The 20,739-nt window shown below is 39.4% G+C and carries 15 protein-coding genes and 4 pseudogenes; 16 read left to right on the plus strand and 3 right to left on the minus strand.

The features are described from left to right. Positions 1-3: 3 nt before the first annotated feature. The 5 genes and pseudogenes from OVN21_RS07365 (at position 4) to OVN21_RS07385 (ending at position 4,845) form a co-directional block, all read left to right on the plus strand. Positions 4-408: a PTS sugar transporter subunit IIA gene (locus tag OVN21_RS07365; protein WP_267247912.1), complete on the plus strand. Its 405-nt coding sequence runs from the start codon at positions 4-6 to the stop codon at positions 406-408. A 227-nt stretch (positions 409-635) separates the two neighbouring features. Further along, positions 636-1,802 carry an SIS domain-containing protein gene (locus OVN21_RS07370; protein ID WP_267247913.1) on the plus strand — a complete coding sequence of 389 codons (1,167 nt, stop codon included), beginning with the start codon at positions 636-638 and terminating at the stop codon, positions 1,800-1,802. A gap of 10 nt (positions 1,803-1,812) precedes the next feature. Beyond that, positions 1,813-2,808, plus strand: coding sequence for a tagatose-bisphosphate aldolase (gene lacD / locus OVN21_RS07375; RefSeq protein WP_267247914.1), 996 nt, complete (start codon positions 1,813-1,815; stop codon positions 2,806-2,808). A 146-nt stretch (positions 2,809-2,954) separates the two neighbouring features. Next, on the plus strand, positions 2,955-3,992 hold the full coding sequence (locus OVN21_RS07380; protein ID WP_267247915.1) for an aldose epimerase family protein: 1,038 nt from the start codon (positions 2,955-2,957) through the stop codon (positions 3,990-3,992). A 105-nt stretch (positions 3,993-4,097) separates the two neighbouring features. Continuing rightward, positions 4,098-4,845, plus strand: a pseudogene (locus tag OVN21_RS07385) (VOC family protein). 113 nt (positions 4,846-4,958) lie between these two features. Here OVN21_RS07385 and OVN21_RS07390 read toward each other — a convergent pair. From OVN21_RS07390 to OVN21_RS07400, 3 genes and pseudogenes are all read right to left on the minus strand, one after another. Beyond that, positions 4,959-5,507, minus strand: coding sequence for a HAMP domain-containing sensor histidine kinase (locus tag OVN21_RS07390; RefSeq protein ID WP_323744044.1), 549 nt, complete (start codon positions 5,505-5,507; stop codon positions 4,959-4,961). A 34-nt stretch (positions 5,508-5,541) separates the two neighbouring features. Then, positions 5,542-6,018: pseudogene (locus tag OVN21_RS07395) on the minus strand (GTP pyrophosphokinase); the annotation flags it as partial. Positions 6,019-6,059: 41 nt separating this feature from the next. After that, positions 6,060-6,404, minus strand: a complete 345-nt coding sequence (locus tag OVN21_RS07400; RefSeq protein ID WP_267247917.1) for a hypothetical protein — start codon at positions 6,402-6,404, stop codon at positions 6,060-6,062. 342 nt (positions 6,405-6,746) lie between these two features. On the opposite strand from OVN21_RS07400, the gene OVN21_RS07405 reads away from it, so the two are divergent. The 11 genes and pseudogenes from OVN21_RS07405 to OVN21_RS07455 all read left to right on the plus strand — a co-directional run. After that, positions 6,747-8,303 (plus strand): type I restriction-modification system subunit M, encoded by a 1,557-nt coding sequence (locus OVN21_RS07405; RefSeq protein ID WP_267247997.1) that lies wholly within the window; start codon positions 6,747-6,749, stop codon positions 8,301-8,303. Then, positions 8,293-8,580, plus strand: a pseudogene (rhuM, locus tag OVN21_RS07410) (RhuM family protein); the annotation flags it as partial. The gene OVN21_RS07405 and the pseudogene rhuM, both read left to right, overlap by 11 nt. 172 nt (positions 8,581-8,752) lie before the next feature. Beyond that, entirely contained in the window at positions 8,753-9,175 is a 423-nt protein-coding gene (locus OVN21_RS07415; protein WP_267247918.1) for a DUF6978 family protein, read from the plus strand. Positions 9,176-9,192: 17 nt separating this feature from the next. After that, positions 9,193-9,960, plus strand: coding sequence for a DUF1828 domain-containing protein (locus OVN21_RS07420; RefSeq protein ID WP_267247919.1), 768 nt, complete (start codon positions 9,193-9,195; stop codon positions 9,958-9,960). Between the two features lie 48 nt (positions 9,961-10,008). Then, positions 10,009-11,847 (plus strand): restriction endonuclease subunit S, encoded by a 1,839-nt coding sequence (locus OVN21_RS07425; protein ID WP_267247920.1) that lies wholly within the window; start codon positions 10,009-10,011, stop codon positions 11,845-11,847. A 19-nt stretch (positions 11,848-11,866) separates the two neighbouring features. Beyond that, the gene (locus OVN21_RS07430; protein WP_267247921.1) at positions 11,867-13,051 is read left to right on the plus strand and encodes an AAA family ATPase; all 1,185 of its coding nucleotides are present in this window, start codon (positions 11,867-11,869) and stop codon (positions 13,049-13,051) included. Between the two features lie 2 nt (positions 13,052-13,053). Then, complete coding sequence (locus OVN21_RS07435) at positions 13,054-16,185, plus strand: type I restriction endonuclease subunit R (protein WP_267247922.1); 3,132 nt, start codon at positions 13,054-13,056, stop codon at positions 16,183-16,185. A 308-nt stretch (positions 16,186-16,493) separates the two neighbouring features. Then, positions 16,494-17,258 (plus strand): nucleoside phosphorylase, encoded by a 765-nt coding sequence (locus OVN21_RS07440; RefSeq protein WP_267247923.1) that lies wholly within the window; start codon positions 16,494-16,496, stop codon positions 17,256-17,258. Positions 17,259-17,753: 495 nt separating this feature from the next. Then, positions 17,754-19,133 carry a TrkH family potassium uptake protein gene (locus OVN21_RS07445; protein ID WP_267247924.1) on the plus strand — a complete coding sequence of 460 codons (1,380 nt, stop codon included), beginning with the start codon at positions 17,754-17,756 and terminating at the stop codon, positions 19,131-19,133. Positions 19,134-19,146: 13 nt separating this feature from the next. Beyond that, on the plus strand, positions 19,147-19,812 hold the full coding sequence (locus OVN21_RS07450; RefSeq protein WP_267247925.1) for a potassium channel family protein: 666 nt from the start codon (positions 19,147-19,149) through the stop codon (positions 19,810-19,812). Positions 19,813-20,165: 353 nt separating this feature from the next. Further along, positions 20,166-20,703, plus strand: a pseudogene (locus tag OVN21_RS07455) (glycosyltransferase family 2 protein); the annotation flags it as partial. Positions 20,704-20,739 lie beyond the last annotated feature (36 nt).

The raw sequence follows: 20,739 nt of genomic DNA on the forward strand, positions 1-20,739 counted from the left end.
TTTATGACGAAATCATTAATTTTGGTGAGTCATGGTCGCTTCTGTGAAGAACTGAAAGGTAGCACGGAAATGATTATGGGCCCACAAGACAACATTCATGCAGTGGCTCTTCTTCCAGAAGATGGCCCAGAAGACTTTACTGCAAAATTTGAAGCTGCTATTGAAGGATTGGATGATTTCCTAGTTTTTGCGGATCTTCTTGGCGGTACACCATGTAACGTGGTAAGCCGTTTGATCATGGAAGGTCGCGACATCGAACTTTACGCAGGGATGAATCTTCCAATGGTGATTGAATTTATCAATGCAAGCCTTACAGGTGCAGATGCGGACTATAAGATCCGTGCTGCAGAAAGCATTGTAAAAGTCAACGATCTGTTAGCAGGCTTCGATGATGACGAAGACGAATAAGATGTGACAACGTAAAAATCACAGGGGAAATAGGCGATAGGAGGATGGAGCGATGCACCGACGATAATTGGTCTTTTTCCCCAAGATTTTAGTTGGAACTCAATTCAATTCATGTGACAACGTGAAAATCGTTAGCACAGTTTGTATAGAATATCCATGGGAATGGGAGTAAATCTCATTCCCGTATTTTCAATAGGAATGAAACAACAATAGATTAGAGGAACTCTATGCTAAATTACACAAAAAAAGAATTACTTGAACTGGGTGCAGAAATCACGACTCGTGAGATCTACCAACAGCCTGATGTATGGAAAGAGGCTTTTGAAGCTTATCAAGCGAAGCGAGAAGAAATTGCAGCCTTTCTGCAAGGGATTGCGGATAAACATGACTATATCAAGGTTATCTTGACAGGTGCCGGTACTTCCGCTTATGTGGGAGATACCTTGGTGCCTTACTTTAAGGAAGTCTATGACGAACGCAAATGGAATTTCAATGCTATTGCGACCACAGATATTGTTGCCAATCCAGAAACTTATTTGAAAAAAGATGTGGCGACTGTTCTTGTTTCCTTTGCTCGTAGTGGGAATTCACCTGAAAGTGTGGCGACTGTTGATTTGGCTAAAGCCTTGGTTGATGATCTCTATCAAGTGACCATTACATGTGCTGCAGAAGGGAAATTGGCTCTTCAAGCCCATGGCGATGACCGCAATCTCTTGCTCTTGCAACCAGCTGCTTCTAATGACGCTGGATTTGCCATGACTTCTAGCTTTACGTCTATGATGTTGACAGCTCTCTTAGTCTTTGATCCTACAGAATTTGCTGTAAAAGCTGAACGTTTTGAAGTTGTGACTAGCCTTGCGCGTAAAGTTCTAGACAATACAGCAGATGTCAAAGAGCTTGTTGACTTCGACTTTAACCGTGTCATCTATCTAGGAGCTGGTCCTTTCTTCGGTCTTGCTCATGAAGCTCAGTTGAAGATTTTGGAATTAACAGCTGGTCAAGTGGTGACCATGTATGAAAGTCCAGTTGGCTTCCGTCACGGTCCAAAATCATTGATTAATGAAGATACAGTTGTTTTGGTCTTTGGTACAACGACAGACTACACTCGCAAGTACGACTTGGACTTGGTTCGTGAAGTTGCTGGTGACCAGATTGCTCGCCGTGTTGTGCTTTTGAGTGATCAAGCCTTTGGTCTTGAAAATGTCAAAGAAGTGGCTCTTGGTTGTGGCGGTGTCTTGAATGATATTTACCGTGTCTTCCCTTACATCGTTTATGCCCAACTCTTTGCCCTATTGACTTCACTCAAGGTAGAAAACAAACCAGATACACCGTCTCCTACAGGTACAGTAAATCGTGTGGTACAAGGTGTTATCATTCATGACTATCAAAAATAAGGAAGTGTCTATGAGTAAATTACAATTAAGTCCCAATAAAGTAGCCTGCTTAGAAAAACTCTCTGACGAGAATGGCATCATCTCAGCTCTTGCCTTTGACCAACGTGGCGCTTTGAAACGCCTCATGGCTCAACACCAAACAGAAGAGCCAACAGTAGCTCAAATGGAAGAACTGAAAGTTTTGGTAGCAGATGAATTGACTAAATACGCTTCATCAATGCTTCTTGACCCTGAGTATGGACTTCCAGCAACTAAAGCTCTTGATGAAAAAGCAGGTCTTCTCCTTGCTTATGAAAAAACAGGTTACGACACAACAAGCACAAAACGCTTGCCAGACTGCTTGGATGTTTGGTCTGTAAAACGTATTAAAGAAGAAGGTGCAGATGCAGTTAAATTCTTGCTTTACTATGATGTAGATAGCTCAGACGAACTCAACCAACAAAAACAAGCCTACATCGAACGTATCGGTTCTGAGTGTGTGGCGGAAGACATTCCATTCTTCCTTGAAATCTTAGCTTACGATGAAAAAATCGCTGACGCAGGTTCTGTAGAATGCGCTAAAGTAAAACCACACAAAGTTATCGGCGCTATGAAAGTCTTCTCAGACCCACGCTTTAACATTGATGTCTTGAAAGTAGAAGTTCCTGTTAACATTAAATATGTTGAAGGCTTCGCTGAAGGTGAAGTGGTTTACACACGTGAAGAAGCAGCAGCCTTCTTCAAAGCACAAGATGAAGCAACGAACTTGCCATACATCTACTTGAGTGCTGGTGTATCAGCTAAACTCTTCCAAGATACTCTTGTATTTGCTCATGAATCAGGTGCAAACTTTAACGGAGTTCTTTGTGGCCGTGCTACATGGGCAGGATCAGTTGAAGCTTACATCAAAGATGGTGAAGCAGCAGCTCGCGAATGGCTTCGTACAACTGGATTTGAAAACATTGATGAGCTCAATAAAGTTCTTCAAACAACAGCGACTTCATGGAAAGAACGTGTGGAAGCATAAAACAGGTATAGAAGACCCCCCTTTTGTTAAGAAGATACTTAAGGTTTTCTAACAAAGAATTCTGAAAATAGAAACTACAACCATAGATGGTGAATACACTCTCTATGGTTTGTTTACTTAAGAGAAATGGATCAAAGGAGAGAAGAATGAAAGCATACACAGAGCGTGTGTTTGGAAATCATGAGCGCAAGAATGTCTTGGCCTATCGATTTGAAACTGACGGTGGCTACCAGCTTGAGGTTATGACTTATGGTGCTACCATCTTGCGCTATGTTACACCTGACAAGGCTGGAAATTTTGCCAATGTGATCTTGGGCTTTGATGATTTTGATAGCTATGTAGGCAATAGTCCCAAGCATGGAGCAAGTGTAGGTCCTGTAGCAGGCCGTATTGCAGGTGCGACCTTTGAGCTCAATGACCAGATCTATAACCTTGAAGTCAACAATGTTAGCAACTGTAACCACAGTGGTTCAACAGGTTGGGATGCGAGCTTGTTTGAATTGGTTGAGGTGAGCGACCATGGCTTGACCCTCTACACAGAGCGTACAGACGGGACAGGAGGATTTCCTGGTAATCTCAAGATTTGGATCAGCTATCACTTGGAAGAAACTGGTGCCTACGAAATTAGCTACAAGGTAACAACTGATCGGGATACGCTGGTCAATCCAACCAACCACAGCTACTTCAACTTGTCTGGTGATTTTATGCAGACAATTGACCGCCATGTCTTCCAGCTAAATACGGAGGGCATTTACCCAATCGCTCCAGACGGTGTGCCAGCAAAAACTCCAGATGCTGATCGCGATGTGGTGAAACACATCTATAATGGTGCTTTGCTGAAGGATATCTTTGCAGAGGACGATGAGCAAATCCAGCTGGTATCTGGTTTGGATCACCCATTTGCTCTTCCCGCCGGTCATGACAATGCTGGTTTCCTTTATGACCAAAATTCAGGTCGCTTCCTACTTTTCAAGACAGAGGCTCCTTGCTTTGTGGTCTACACAGCAAACTTTGTGGATGAGAATGTCATCATAGCTGGTCAGCCAATGGTGCAACACAATGGGATTGCCCTTGAAGCGCAAGCTTTACCAGATGCCATTCATAGTGAACTCAAAGACCAAGTCATTCTTAAAGCCGGTCAAACCTTCACCAGCAAAACCCGTTACGAGCTTGTTGTTAAATAAAAAGAAGAGCTGGTCTCCAGCTCTTTTGAGTTGTCTTCGTTGACATCTATGTCAATGGTGTATAATAGATGTAATATATAAAGTTACAACAAAAGGAGGTACTCTATGGCTTATGCAGATAAAAGCCATATTTACCTAGCAGAGGCTGTTTTAAATGTCAAGGATTTGACGAGTCAAACGGCTTTTTATCATCAGATTATTGGTTTGGAGATTTTATTGTAAACGGAGACAGAAGCAATTTTGGGACTTGGTCGAAAAGCCTTGGCAGATGTCTTGAAACATCTAAGTGACTTGCGGATTCCTCTGGTCGGGGGTGCAGATCATGGATACAGTGAGGCCATTTATCTAGAGGATTTGGAAGGAAATGGCATTGAACTCTACCGTGATAAGCCAGTTTCTTCATGGGATATTCGAGAAGACGACCGCATTATCGGTGTGACCGAAGCCCTTGCGGCACAGGACATCTATGAGTTAGGGGAAAAGGTGGATCCCTTTATCCTGGCTGAAGGGACGAGAATGGGGTATATCCACCTATCGGTCAAGGATAGCCGCGCAGCGAGTCAGTTTTATCAAAAGGTGCTAGGGCTAGAGGATAAATTTAGCATTCCGAGTGCCAGTTGGATAGCGGCTGTTCAGTACTATCACCACCTGGCAGTCAACGAATGGGCTGGAAAAGGTCTGGCTCCGCGTGAGCATGGCCTACTATGTCTTTGAAGTTGAATGCAAGGAGGAACTCTTGAACATCGTTAAGCAAGCACAAGAGCTAGAGGCACCAATCAAGTGGTTAAATTTGAGTGAGTTGAATTTGGTAGATCCAGATGGGATTGTGACCCGCATTCGCTTGGCACAATGAGATGTGAAAAACACATCATAGACATAGAAAAAGGCGGACAAACTCGTATTCTGTTTTTAGAATGCGGACTTGTTCGCTTTTTTATGAAATGATAAAGAGTAAAAGAGCTATAGCTATAACCAGACTGTAAAGGTAATCACCTGTTTTTTGTAGGTGACAAATATTTTACCTCTAAATAGGCTGACGAGATGCTGAGCCATAGAGAGACCAGTTCCGTGTCCAGATATGGTTTGGTTGTTGTGAGAGATCTCTGCACGATAAAAGCGATCAAAGAAACGCTTAATATTAGCTGCTTGTCCATCCTTATAATCATTAGAAATAGTGATGCAAGTTCGTTTGCGTAGTAGGTAATGTTTGCGTTGGAGCATCAAGCGAATCGTTCCAGTGGGATCGCAGTATTTTCGGGCATTGTCAAGAAGGATGCTAAGAAGCTCATAAAATTCTTCTTGGGCTACTTTTTCTACAACGTCTGCTTCAATAGAACTTTCAAATTTTTTATCTTCTTTGGTAAAGAGAGGAGCAAAATCTGAGGCAACCTTTTCAGCGATGACGGAGATATTTTGAGGAGCTAATTTGATATCCTCTTGCTCCTCGAGCCGAGCAAGTCGGATGAGTCTTCCAATCAGGTAGTTGAGTCGTTCCGTCTGTTCTTTAGTGCTAATGCTTCACGGCAAGTAGGATTTTCATAGGTTCTCCTTAGTCTTGATCAGAGCGCTGAATCAAATCACGGATGGTCTGCATGGTCAAGTCACAAGAAGCAAGATCATCGGCACAACGTTTGAGCTCGCGCGTGATTCGTTCAGGATTTTGGATGTTTTTCTTGTATTTCATCTGGTGTTCGAGGCTAGCCCAGGAGTCCATGGCAATTGTGCGCAGTTGAATCTCGATAAAATAGGTACCTTGGTCATTTCCCAGACAGTCTGGGTAGGGAGTGGTCACCTCTAGAATCAGATGATAGGAACGGTAGCCGTTGGGTTTGACCTGACGGATATAGTCTTTCTCTTTGAAAATATGGATGCTTGACATCTGGGGAATATACTCTACGATGCGGTAGATATCATCTGTAAAGCCTGTGATAATTCGAACGCCAATAGCATCTCGTATTTCTTTAAGAGCGGATTGACTTGTGTGAGGAAGGTCCTTGCGTTGGCATTTTTCACGCATGCTTTTTTTGTTTTGATAGGCGATTGTAAGGGCATTAAAAAATTCAACTGCTAGGTGTTCTTGGTGACCGAGTACCATCTCGCTTGGGGCTGCTTCTGGGGAAAGACTCCTAATTTGATGCGGAGTCCACCTTTTTTCATCTTGAACTGATGCATACCATACATCTTGATATCAAGGCTTGGATCGGACATGAGAGTAACAGTATCACCTGCCATAGAAATTTTTGTATCGGCATCCGGAACGACTGGTTTTTCAACATCTAGGCTGATAAAGATTTTTTGATAAGTTGGTTGTTCGTACTCTCCAATCAACTCCATCACTTCCTGTTCACCGTGCACTCCAGCAAATACAAAATGTTCAGGGTGAATTTTAAAAGGAAGTGCTTGGTCACCCATCTTATTTAGTCCTTGGTTGAAGGCGAAGAAATTTCCCAAAGTCAGGTCTTAAGAAAGTTCGTAAAGCATCACAGTTTAGTAAACGTTAATTCGAGAGAGTTGCTATATTTACATGGAACATCCTTTGGGGTGTTCTTTTTTATGCTTGTAAATCAATTTAAGATAGTTTACCTAATGATTAGACGTTTCAATTTTGTTGTCGAGACCTAAGTAGATTTTTGATTGGTAATCAATAAGATGATAGTTAGCTTGATAAAAACTCTTGAGAAAATTACTCTAACGGAATTAAATAAGGAGAAAAATGATATAATAAGAAGAATAAAAAGTTAATGAGGAAATATGATGTCAGAACAGGTACAAAGGCAGGAGTTACATAGAAAGATATGGGCAATTGCGGACGATGTTCGTGGTGCAGTAGATGGTTGGGACTTCAAGCAGTATATTTTGGGAATTCTATTTTATCGCTTTATTAGTGAAAATTTCAAAACCTATATCGAAGGTGGCGATGAATCAATTAACTATGAAGAGATTTCTGAAGATTTAATTACACCTGAAGTTCGAGATGATGCCATTAAAACCAAGGGTTATTTTATTATGCCTTCGCAGTTGTTTTCCAGTGTTGTCAAAACTGCTCGCCAAAATGAGCACTTAAATACAGATTTAAAAGATATCTTTGATGATATTGAGTCTAGTGCGATTGGTTATGCGAGTGAACAGGACATTAAGGGTCTTTTTGATGATGTAGATACCAGAAGTAACAAGTTAGGTAGTACAGTTCCGGAGAGGAATCAGCGCTTGGTTCTGATTCTTGAAGGAATTGCAAGTCTTGATTTTGGGAACTTTGAAGATAACCATATTGATCTCTTTGGGGATGCTTATGAGTATCTAATCTCTAATTATGCGTCTAACGCTGGGAAATCTGGTGGAGAATTTTTTACACCGCAAAGTGTATCGAGACTCTTGGCGCGGATTGTTATGCTGGGTAAGAATGAAAAAAATAAAATCAATAAAATTTACGATCCTGCCTGTGGTTCGGGTTCGTTGCTTCTGCAAGCTAAAAAGCAGTTTAATGAGCACATAATTGAAGATGGATTTTATGGTCAGGAAATTAATATGACCACCTATAATCTAGCTCGGATGAATATGTTTTTACACAATATCAATTATGATAAGTTTAGCATTGAGCGTGGCAATACCTTGCTTGATCCTAAGCATGGAAACGATAAGCCTTTTGATGCTATTGTGTCAAATCCACCCTACTCTATCAAATGGATAGGAATTGATGATCCGACGCTCATCAACGATGACCGCTTTGCACCTTCGGGTGTATTGGCGCCTAAATCTAAGGCTGATTTTGCTTTTATTATGCATAGCTTGTCATACTTGTCAAATAAGGGACGAGCTGTAATCGTAACTTTCCCAGGTATTTTCTATCGTGGAGGTGCTGAGCAAAAGATCCGTCAATATCTAGTAGACAATAACTTTGTTGAAGCGGTTATTCAGCTACCAGACAATCTCTTTTTTGGGACCTCCATTGCGACCTGTATTCTTATTTTGGCAAAGAATAAGCCAACGACGGATATCCTCTTTGTTGATGCAAGTAAGCAGTTTAAGAAAGAAACGAATAATAACGTCTTGACAGAAGAGAATATCGAAAAAATCTTAGCCAGTGTTGAAAAGAAAGAAAATGAAGATTACTTTTCTTGTATGGTGGCACAAGAAAAAGTAGCAGAAGCAGATTATAATCTTTCAGTGTCCACTTATGTAGAAAAAGAAGATACCCGTGAGAAGATTGATATTGATGTGCTCAATAAAGAAATCGCTGAGACTGTTGCCAAAATTGACCACTTGCGTGCAGAGATAGACAAGATTGTAGAGGAGCTGAGCTATGGCAAATGATGTGATTCTCTATAGGACAGATGACGGCGAGTCCGCTATTGAACTTCACTTGGATAATGGAGCAGTCTGGCTGACCCAACAAGAACTAGCTGAGCTCTTTCAAACTTCCAAGCAAAACATTAGTAAACATATCAAGGGGATATTTGAAGATGGAGAATTATCGGAAGAGGCAACTGTCAACTATAAGTTGACAGTTCAAAATGAGGGGAATAGAAGTGTTCAGCGAAATGTTGCCTATTATAACCTCGATATGATTTTGGCGATAGGTTATCGAGTATACTATATTGAAAATAATTTCAAAAAAAGTAAAAAATCCTTGAATTATCTGTTAAAAAATGTATAATGGAATTAATAGGATTGCCTACCTCTCTTGGATGTGACAAGGCGAACAGGTATAAGGAGTGGGCTTATAGACTTCTACTATAAGCTTTTTAATTAAAGTAGAGTGAATGGAATTAAAACATTTTCAAGAATTATTGAATTGTATTAAGTTATTAGAACAGAAAACTATACAATTTCCTGATGCAGGAAAACAGCGAAAATATCGACTGTACTGTATTTCGGATAAGAATGAAAAATTTGAATTGATTATCAATCGAAAAGGTCATTTGAATCAGCAGAACCTCACTTATCAAATGATGTCGCATAGTCTAAAAGGTGTTTTGGTTCGCCTAGATTGCAATGGTGCTCCTCATGGTGATATAGAAACACCGCATATTCATATATTTGATGAAGAACATGATTATGGACGAATTGCTATTGGTTTGGGTGATTTAGAAGTAGACTTAGCAAATGAACTTTTGGATAGTTTGATTTATTTTTTGGACTATACAAATGTGAACTATGATAATGTAGCAATCCCATTTCTATAGCTTAAAAGGAGGTTACTATGGATAGTTTGAAACTGGTTGATGACTATGTGAAGTGGTATCGGGAAAAACTACTTGTAAAGGATTTTGATGGGTACTCTGAAATTGTAACCCCTTATGTAAATCATTTAAATGATCGAGTGCGGTTGTACCTAGAAGAAAAACCAAATGATTTATTAAGAATTTCAGATGATGGTGAAACTTTTAATGAATTGGCTTTGGCAGGTCTTGACATTACGAAAGAAACAAGACAGCGGATTATAACCAGTGTATTAAGGCAGTTTGGATCAAAGTTGGATGAAGATATTGTATATATCGAATGTGAAGCAAAAAATTTTCCAAAAGCGAAACATAAAATGATTGAGACAATTATACGTCTCTATGATTTGTTGAATACTCATCGTTCCAACGTTACAAGTCTCTTTACAGAGGAAGTGCAAGATTATTTTTATGAAAAAGATTTCGGTGGTATGCCAAACGTTCGATTGACAGGATATTCAGGGATTGATTATCAAGTTGATTATGTTTTAGGAGCTAGGAAAAATCGTCCTGAAATTTGGGTTCAAATTGTCAATCGGTTTGATTATAATAGTTTGGCAAGAGTTAACTATATTTACCAAGATATTGCTAGCAATCGAGATATTCAACAAATTTCGAAAAAAATTCTTATTTATAATGATTTGGAAAATAAAGTTGCATCTAAGGCGATTCAAGCATCGAAAGTAAGCGATATACAGTTATTGGCTTGGTCACAGAAAGAAGAATTTTCAGATTTATTAGCTCGGTAGCCTTAAAGTGACTGCTAGGGCTATTTTTATATCAAAGTGAGGAAAAATATGAACATCCTAGAAGAAATCCAAAACTGTCCTGTTGAATGGAAAGAATTGGGGGACAAAAATGTAGCGAAATTATCTCGTGGCAAGGTAATGTCAAAACAGTTCTTAGAAGAAAATAAAGGAGAATATCCAGTATATTCTTCTCAAACAGCTAACAATGGGGAAATTGGAAGAATTTCAAGTTTTGAATACGATGGAGAATATATAACTTGGACAACTGATGGGGCAAACGCTGGAACAGTTTTTTATCGCAAAGGAAAATTTAGTATCACCAATGTCTGTGGATTAGTAGAGATTAATAGTGCCCAACTCCTTACAAAGTTTGTTTATTATTATTTAATGATTTCAACTAAGAAATATGTTTCATCTGGGATGGGGAATCCAAAATTAATGTCAAATGTCATGGGGAAAATCAAAATTCCCATCCCACCCCTAGAAATTCAAGAAAAAATAGTGCAAATACTTGACAAAATGACTGGGTATGTTACAGAATTGACCTCAGAATTGACCTCAGAATTGACCTCGCGTAAGAAGCAATATTCTTTTTATAGAGATAAACTTTTATCATTTGAGGATGAGGTTTATCAGGTTGAGTGGAAGACGCTTGCTGCAGTTTCTGAAAAAACAACTAATATTTCTTGGAATAAAATTGGAGATGATGAAAAATTTAAATATATAGATTTATCATCAGTAGATAGAGTTTCTAATAAGATTATTGAGACTATGTCAATAACTAAATTAACTGCTCCAAGTCGAGCTCAAAAGATTGTCAAGTCAGACGATATTATCTTAGGGACGACAAGGCCAACTTTGAAACGTTTTACTAAAATTACAGATGACTACAATGACCAAATTTGTAGTACAGGATTTTATGTTTTTAGAACAAATGGTGAGGTTTTACCTAACTACGTATATCATATATTTTCATCAAGTGATTTTTATAAATACTTGGAGGAAAATCAGAGTGGGGCAAGTTATCCAGCAATTACTGATGCTTTGGTAAAGAGGTACAAAATCCCAGTCCCTTCCCTCGAAATTCAATCTCGTATTGTTCAAGTTTTAGACAACTTTGATATGGTTTGTCATGACCTCAACATCGGACTACCCAAGGAGATTGAACTACGCCAAAAACAGTATGAATATTTTAGAGAAAAACTCTTGACATTCACCGCCGAAGGCGTGTACACTGAGAGTAGAGTAGAGGAGTGGGACAACTCCGCTATTCTCAAACTTTTACAGTGGGTATTTGGTCCAATTCGAGTGGAGTTAGGGCAAATTTTCAATACCAAGAATGGCTATACCCCTACTAAAACAAATTTAGATAACTGGAGAAACGGTACCATACCGTGGTTCAGAATGGAAGATATTCGTGAAAATGGAGGGATATTATCAGATTCGATCCAACATATTACTGAAGGTGCAGTAAAGGGAGAACTTTTCCCTGAAAATTCTATTATTATTGCTACTTCAGCTACAATAGGATATCATGCATTAGTGACACGGAAATTTTTAGCAAACCAAAGATTTACTTGTTTGTTAGCAAAAGAAGGAATTTCTGGATTGTTCATCCCCAATTTTTTATACTACTACTGTTTTAAACTGGATGAATTCTGTCGTCAAAATACTTTGCAAGGAAACTTTGCTACAGTAGATATGACTAAATTTAAAAAATTTAAGTTCATTATTCCATCTATTAAGAGGCAAAGGGAGATTGTCTCCATTCTTGACAATTTTAACACCCTAACCAACTCTCTTTCTGAGGGTCTTCCAAAAGAAATTGAACTAAGACAGAAACAGTATGAATACTGGAGAGAACAATTGCTAAATTTTGATTTATAGAAAAGAATAGGAAAGGGATATGGCAAAAGCGCTAAGTGATATTGCACAAGAGTTAAAAGATTCGAAACAGAAAGTTCAGCTGATCTACGCCTTTAATGGGACAGGAAAGACCAGACTCTCTAAAGAGTTTGCTAGGTTGTTTCAAGCTGAAGAGGGCGGTCTTACGAGAGATAAGATTCTTTATTATAATGCTTTTACTGAGGACTTGTTCTATTGGGATAATGATCTTGACAGCAATCAAGATTTTAAACTGAAGATTCAGCCAAATTCCTTTATATCTTGGATTATTCAAGAGCAGGGACAGGATCAGAATATTATTTCAAATTTTCAGCATTATACAAATGATAAAATGACACCTTCATTTCTTTTGTCAGATGGTCATATTCTTTTCACTATTCAAAGTGGGGATGGTGAGGATAGACTAAACGAACAAATTAAGTTATCCAAAGGTGAAGAGAGCAATTTTATTTGGTCTATTTTTTATACATTGCTAGAACTAGTTATTAGTGAGCTTGATATACTAGAACCTGATGAACGTAGTACTAGAGAGTTTGATGATTTAGAGTATGTATTTATTGATGACCCGGTTTCATCATTAGATGAAAACCACTTGATAGAAGTTGCATCAAATTTAGGTAAGTTAATTAGAATGAGTAAGTCTGAACTTAAATTTATAATAACAACTCACAATCCTTTATTTTATAACGTCTTATATAATGAGTTAAAAAATATTAAAAGGAATGAGAGGTACAGTAAGGTAGCTATTGACGAAGAAACTGGAGAGAATAGAACCTATATTGACATTCGAAAGGTTCCTGATAGTAGTAGATTTAGATTTGAAAAATTAGAAGATGGATCATATAAGCTGATACCTCAACCGGACGACTCTCCTTTTGCTTATCATAATTTTTTAAGAAAATCATTACATAAAGCTATAGAAGACAATTTGGTTTATAAATATCATTTTAATTTTTTAAGAAATCTTTACGAGAAAACAGCAACTTTCCTGGGTTATCAAAAATGGCAGGAATTATTGCCACGTGATAATGAAGGAAGTTTTAGTAACTATGAGTCAAGGATATTAAATATTTCTAGTCATTCTAAAGTATCAACCGAGGAAGATGAACTAGTAACCCTCCCAGAAACTGCGCTTTTAAAAAACTTGTTACAGCATTTAGAGAGCACTTGCAATTATAAGGAGTAATTATGTCTGAAAGTACATTGACTACAGCTATTGTTGAGTCAGATAATTTTATCATTTTAGAAAAGTATACCAAGCTAGAACAGCCTAGTCAGTATCAGACAGAGGCGGACTTGGAGAAGGAGTTGATTGCTGACTTGTGCCAGCAAGGATACGAGTATCTTGCTGATTTGACGACCCCAGAGGCGCTTTTGGCTAATCTCAAGACCCAGATGGAAGTTCTGAATAATGTGGTTTTTACAGATGCGGAGTGGTTGCGTTTCTTGGATGAGTACCTCAATAAACCCAGTGACAGTTTGATTGATCGTACCAGAAAACTTCATGATAACTATATTTATGATTTTATCTTTGATGATGGGCATATCCAGAATATCTATCTATGGGATAAGAAAAATATTAGTCGAAACAAACTGCAAGTCATTAATCAAATGAAGCAAGTTGGTACCAGTAGCAATCGTTATGATGTAACCTTATTGGTAAATGGATTGCCTCTGGTACAAATTGAGCTTAAAAAACGCGGAGTTGCAATTCGAGAGGCCTTTAATCAGGTGCACAGATATAGTAAAGAAAGTTTCAATGAGGAGACTTCTCTCTTTAAGTACCTTCAGATTTTTATCATCTCAAACGGAACGGATACTCGGTATTTTGCTAATACGACCAAGCGAGATAAGAATTCTTATGAGTTCACCATGAACTGGGCTTTGAAAAATAATAATCCTATTAAGGACTTGAAGGACTTTACAGCAACCTTCTTGAGTCAGCAGACCTTGTTAAATGTCTTGATAAATTATTCTGTCTTTGATACTAATGATACTCTTCTTATCATGCGTCCTTATCAGATTGCGGCAACGGAGAGAATCATCTGGAAGATACGTTCAGCTATTGCTTCAAAAATCAAAAGCGGTCCTGATACAGGTGGCTATATTTGGCATACTACCGGTTCAGGGAAGACCCTGACAAGTTTTAAAGCTGCTAGACTTGCTACTGAGATGGAAGAAGTGGATAAGGTTTTCTTTGTGGTGGACCGCAAGGACTTGGATTATCAGACGATGAAGGAGTACCAGCGATTTTCACCTGAATCAGTCAACGGTTCAAATAGCACTGCAGGTCTCAAACGAAATATTGAGAAGGATGATAATAAAATTGTCGTGACGACCATTCAGAAGCTTAACAACTTTATGAGCAGTGAGAGTCAGCATGAAATTTATCAAAAGCAAGTGGTTTTCATTTTTGATGAATGTCATCGATCACAGTTTGGTGAAGCGCAAAAGCGGCTCAGACAGAAATTTAAGAAATATTGCCAGTTTGGTTTTACGGGCACACCGATTTTACCAGACAAGTATGATGCCTCTGGTAAACTAATTCGAAAGGGAAATGCATTAGGGACAGACACGACCGTATCTGTTTTCGGTCGTGAGTTACATGCCTATGTGCTTACAGATGCGATTCGAGATCAAAAAGTTCTGAAATTCATGGTGGATTATAACGACGTTCGTCCACAGTTTAAGTCAATTGAAAGCGAACAGGACTTAACCAAGTTATCTGCAGCTGAAAATAAAAAAGCGTTGCTTCATCCGATTCGTATCGCTGAAATATCTAGGTATGTCTTAGATCATTTTGAGCAAAAAACGCATCGATTAACTGGTAAAGGTTTCAATGCTATGTTTGCTGTTTCAAGTGTTGATGCAGCAAAAGCCTACTATCAAGAGTTGCAAAATCAGCAAAAAGATTCTGAAAAACCATTGAAGATTGCGACTATCTTTTCCTATGCTGCGAATGAGTCTCAGGTGGCTATTGGTGAAATTGATGATGAGAGCTTTTCACCGGCAGATTTAGCGGATATTAGTAGTAAAGAATTTTTGAGTAGTTGTATAGATGATTATAATCAGTTGTTTGGCACTAATTTTACGATTAACGGTAATGATTTTCAGAATTACTATCGTGATTTGGCTAAACGTGTCAAAAATCGGGAAGTGGATCTCTTAATTGTAGTAGGGATGTTCTTGACTGGTTTTGATGCACCGACTTTAAATACTTTATTTGTGGATAAAAATCTGAGATATCATGGTCTAATCCAAGCTTTTTCACGCACCAATCGAATTTATGATGCTACCAAGTCATTTGGGAATATTGTAACCTTCCGGGATTTAGAGAAGGCTACAACTGATGCTATTAAGCTATTTGGAAAGACTGAGACAGCAGAGGTCTTGCTCGAACGTTCTTATCAAGAGTATATGACAGGCTTTACGGAGGCCGGTGAAGAGCAAAAGGGTTATATGGACGTTGTTCAAGAGTTACAAGAAAAATTTCCGGACCCGCAAGCTATCATCAAAGAGCGTGATAAGAAAGAATTTGTCTCTTTGTTTGGTCAATTTCTTCGTTTAGATAATATCTTACAAAACTACGATGATTTCATGAGTCTACGAGCTTTACAAGAACTTGATATCTTAGATGATAAGGCTGTAGAGGCTTTCAAGGAACGTTTCCATGTGGATGATGAAACTTTGGAGGACTTATCTAGGTTAGATATCCCAAGTACTAGGGAAATTCAAGACTACCGTTCAACCTATAATGACATTAAGTCATGGTATGAGAATGAACGCCGTAATCAGGAAAATAGCGAATCTAAAGTTGATTGGGATTCGATTGTTTTTGAAGTTGAATTACTAAAATCTCAAGAAATCAATCTGGATTATATCTTAGAGCTAATTTTTGAGACTAATAAAAGGGTTTCAGATAAGGATGAACTTGTTTCGGAAATTACTCGGACCATTCGAGCAAGTCTTGGCAATCGAGCTAAGGAAGATCTGATAGTCGCTTTCATCCATGACAGTGATTTAGATAGTTTTGCTGATAAATCAGATATCATTGAACAGTTCTTTATTTTTGCGCAAGGTGAGCAGAAAAGGGAAGCGGATGAGTTGATACAGACTGAGGGATTAAATGAACAAAGTGCTAAGCGCTACATACAAGCTTCGTTGAAGCATGAGTATGCTAGTGAAAATGGGAATGATTTGAATGAAGCTCTGCCGAAAATGAGCCCACTAAATCCACAATATCGTACAAAAAAACAAACCGTTTTTCAAAAAATCAGTCGTTTTGTTGAAAAATTCAAGGGAATTGGTGGAGATATTTAAGAACCATTTGATTGAGTAACGAAATAAATCTGCCTAAACAATAAAAAGTAGCTATCAAATGTGCTTAAGGTGTACTGCACCCCAAAAATTAGACAGAAAAAATCTAACTTTTAGGGTGCGGTACACAACCGGTGGTGTTTTCTTATATATTTATTTCATCGAACTTTTAAGCAAGTCCATGGTACCATTAAAAAGAGTCTCTGTCAAAAATGTTGCGATTGTATTGTTTTTCTCCTCAGTTCATCAATCCCCTACTTGACACTTTGCCATCTTTTGATACAATAGTACAAAATTAGAGGAGGTGGGCTATGATTCAGAAACATGCGATTCCCATTTTAGAGTTTGATGATAATCCTCAGGCGGTCATCATGCCTGATCACGAGGGGTTGGATTTGCACTTGCCCAAGAAGTGTGTCTATGCGTTTTTAGGTGAGGAAATTGACCGCTATGCGAGGGAAGTAGGGGCGGACTGTGTCGGCGAATTCGTTTCTGCCACCAAGACTTATCCGGTCTATGTTGTTAACTACAAGGGCGAGGAAATTTGTCTGGCTCAGGCGCCTGTGGGTTCCGCTCCAGCAGCCCAGTTTATGGATTGGTTGATTGGCTACGGTGTGGAGCAGATGATTTCCACTGGTACCTGTGGTGTACTAGCTGATATAGAGGAGAATGCCTTTCTAGTCCCTGTTTGGGCTTTACGAGATGAAGGAGCCAGCTACCACTATGTGGCACCTTCTCGTTATATGGAAATGCAGCCAGAGGCTATTGCTGCTATTGAGCAAGTTTTGGATGATAGAGGGATTCCCTATGAAGAAGTCATGACTTGGTCCACAGACGGTTTTTACCGAGAAACCACTGAAAAGGTAGCTTATCGTAAGGAAGAAGGCTGTGCTGTTGTGGAGATGGAGTGTGCTGCACTTGCGGCAGTAGCTCAACTGCGTGGTGTTCTTTGGGGAGAATTGTTGTTTACAGCAGACTCTCTAGCAGACTTGGACCAGTACGACAGTCGTGACTGGGGTTCAGAAGCTTTCGATAAGGCCTTGGAACTGAGTTTAGCAAGTGTTCATCTCCTTTAGTTGTGTTGACAAAAGGTTTGCTTTATCATAAAATGCCTAGCTCATACTTTGCGAAAATAGTGCTAAACGAGTTCACCTTGCTCTTGTCGGACGCATGTTGAGGTTGGGAAAAATCTTTAAAATCAGAAAAGCGCATCATATCAGGTGATGAAACACCTTGATACTATGTGTTTTTATTGTGGTAATATCCAGGTAGATATGAAATAAAATCTCAACAAATCGATTAGGTAACTTACATCAATTTCTAGTAATGGTTGAGAAGTTGTAGCCTACTATGTCATTCGAAATGGTGTGTTTCATTTTTTCCTGAAAAGTATAATAGTAGCTTGTGTTAACAGCTCCTGCCTTACAGTCACATCGATCATGAACTCTTGAACGAGGCTTGTTCTTGCCTAGACTATCAATAAAAAGGTGGGTATTTTTTAGACTTGGTGTTAGTGGATTTTGCCTTATCCTATCTAAGTCATTTCGAGCTTTTTATGGTACAATGGAAACATGTTATTCAAATTATCTAAGGAAAAAATAGAGCTAGGCTTATCTCGTTTATCGCCAGCCCGTCGTATTTTTTTGAGTTTTGCCTTGGTCATTTTACTAGGCTCTCTTCTGTTGAGCTTGCCCTTTGTCCAAGTTGAAAGCTCACGAGCAACTTATTTTGATCATCTTTTCACTGCTGTCTCTGCAGTCTGTGTGACAGGTCTCTCAACCCTTCCAGTAGCTCACACCTATAATATCTGGGGCCAAATAATCTGTTTGCTCTTGATTCAGATCGGTGGTCTAGGGCTCATGACCTTTATTGGGGTTTTCTATATCCAGAGCAAGCAAAAGCTTAGTCTTCGTAGCCGTGCAACTATTCAGGATAGTTTTAGCTATGGAGAAACTCGATCTTTGAGAAAGTTTGTCTATTCTATTTTTCTCACGACCTTTTTGGTTGAGAGCTTGGGAGCTATTTTGCTTAGTTTTCGCCTTATTCCTCAACTTGGCTGGGGACGTGGTCTTTTTAGTTCCATTTTTCTAGCGATCTCAGCCTTCTGTAATGCCGGTTTTGATAATTTAGGGAGCACCAGTTTATTTGTTTTTCAGACCGATTTACTGGTCAATCTGGTGATTGCAGGCTTGATTATTACAGGCGGCCTTGGTTTTATGGTCTGGTTTGATTTGGCTGGTCATGTAGGAAGAAAGAAAAAAGGACGTCTGCACTTTCATACGAAGCTTGTACTATTATTGACTATAGGTTTGTTGTTATTTGGAACGGCAACTACTCTCTTTCTTGAGTGGAACAATGCTGGAACGATTGGCAATCTCCCTGTTGCCGATAAGGTTTTAGTTAGCTTCTTTCAAACAGTGACGATGCGAACAGCTGGCTTTTCTACGATAGATTATACTCAGGCTCATCCTGTGACTCTTTTGATTTATATCTTACAGATGTTTCTAGGTGGGGCTCCAGGAGGAACAGCTGGGGGGCTCAAGATTACGACATTTTTTGTCCTCTTGGTCTTTGCACGAAGTGAGCTTCTAGGCTTACCTCATGCCAATGTCGCTCGACGGACGATTGCGCCGCGAACCGTTCAAAAATCCTTTAGTGTCTTTATTATCTTTTTGATGACCTTCTTGCTGGGCTTGATTTTACTAGGGGTGACAGCCAAGGGAAATCCTCCCTTTATCCACCTCATATTTGAAACCATTTCTGCTCTTGGGACAGTCGGAGTGACGGCAAATTTAACTCCAGATTTAGGGAAATTAGCTCTAAGTGTGATTATGGTTCTCATGTTTATCGGACGAATTGGGCCCTTGACCCTGCTGGTCAGTCTAGCAGATTACCATCCAGAAAAGAAAGATATGATTCACTACATGAAAGCAGATATTAGTATTGGTTAAGAAAGGAAAGAGCATGTCAGATCGTACGATTGGAATTTTAGGCTTGGGAATTTTTGGGAGCAGTGTCCTAGCTGCCCTAGCCAAGCAGGATATGAATATTATCGCTATTGATGACCACGCCGAGCGCATCAATCAGTTTGAGCCAGTTTTGGCGCGTGGAGTGATTGGTGACATCACAGATGAAGAATTATTGAGATCAGCAGGGATTGATACCTGCGATACCGTTGTAGTCGCGACAGGTGAAAATCTGGAGTCGAGTGTGCTTGCGGTTATGCACTGTAAGAGTTTGGGGGTGCCGACTGTTATTGCTAAGGTCAAAAGCCAGACTGCTAAGAAAGTGCTAGAAAAGATTGGAGCTGACTCGGTTATCTCGCCAGAGTATGAAATGGGGCAGTCCCTAGCACAGACCATTCTTTTCCATAATAGTGTTGATGTCTTTCAGTTGGATAAAAATGTCTCTATCGTGGAGATGAAAATTCCTCAGTCTTGGGCAGGTCAAAGTCTGAGTGAATTAGATCTCCGTGGCAAATACAATCTGAATATTTTGGGTTTCCGAGAGCAGGAAAATTCCCCATTGGATGTTGAATTTGGACCAGATGACCTCTTGAAGGCAGATACCTATATTTTGGCGGTCATCAACAACCAGTATTTGGATACCCTAGCAGCATTGAATTCGTAAAAGAGGGAGCTTCCCTCTTTTTTGATGCCCAAGATGGTAAAGAGAGACAGAAGCCTTGTATTCTAGTAAAAGTTCTTCAGAAGCTGGACTTTATGGTAAAATAGAAAGAAGTGACAAGAGAGAGTAATACTCAATGAAAATCAAAGATCAAACTAGGAAACTAGCCGCAGGCTGCTCAAAACACTGTTTTGAGGTTGTAGATAAGACTGACGAAGTCAGCTCAAAACAGTGTTTTGAGGTTGCAGATAGAACTGACGAAGTCAGTAACATCTATACGGCAAGGCGACGTTGACGCGGTTTGAAGAGATTTTCGAAGAGTATAAGAAAAAATCAGTCCCCTAAAGGAGCAGATTATGAAGTTATTGTCTATCGCCATTCCTAGCTATAATGCCGCAGCCTATCTTCATTACTACGTGGAGTCGCTAGTGATTGGTGGTGAGCAAGTTGAGATTTTGATTATCAATGACGGGTCTCAGGACCAGACTCAGGAGATAGCTGAGCGTTTAGCCAGCAAGTATCCTAACATCGTTAGAGCCATTTATCAGGAAAATAAGGGCTGTGGCGGTACTGTTAATCGTGGTTTGGCAGAGGCTTCCGGGCGCTATTTTAAAGTAGTTGATAGTGATGATTGGGTGGTTCCTCGTGCTCACCTGAGAATTTTGGAGACCTTGCAGGAATTAGAGAGCGAGGGTCAAGAGGTGGATGCCTTTGTGACTAATTTTGTCTATGAAAAGGAAGGTCAGCCTCGTAAGAAGAGTATGAGTTACGAGTCAGTCTTGCCTGTTCGGCAGATTTTTTGGCTGGGACCAGGTCGGAAATTTCTCAAAAGGCCAGTATATCATGATGCACTCGCTGATTTATCGTACAGATTTGTTGCGAGCGAGCCAGTTCCAACTGCCTGAACATACCTTTTATGTCGATAATCTC

Source organism: Streptococcus sp. Marseille-Q5986 (assembly GCF_946902915.1).
Taxonomy (GTDB): domain Bacteria; phylum Bacillota; class Bacilli; order Lactobacillales; family Streptococcaceae; genus Streptococcus.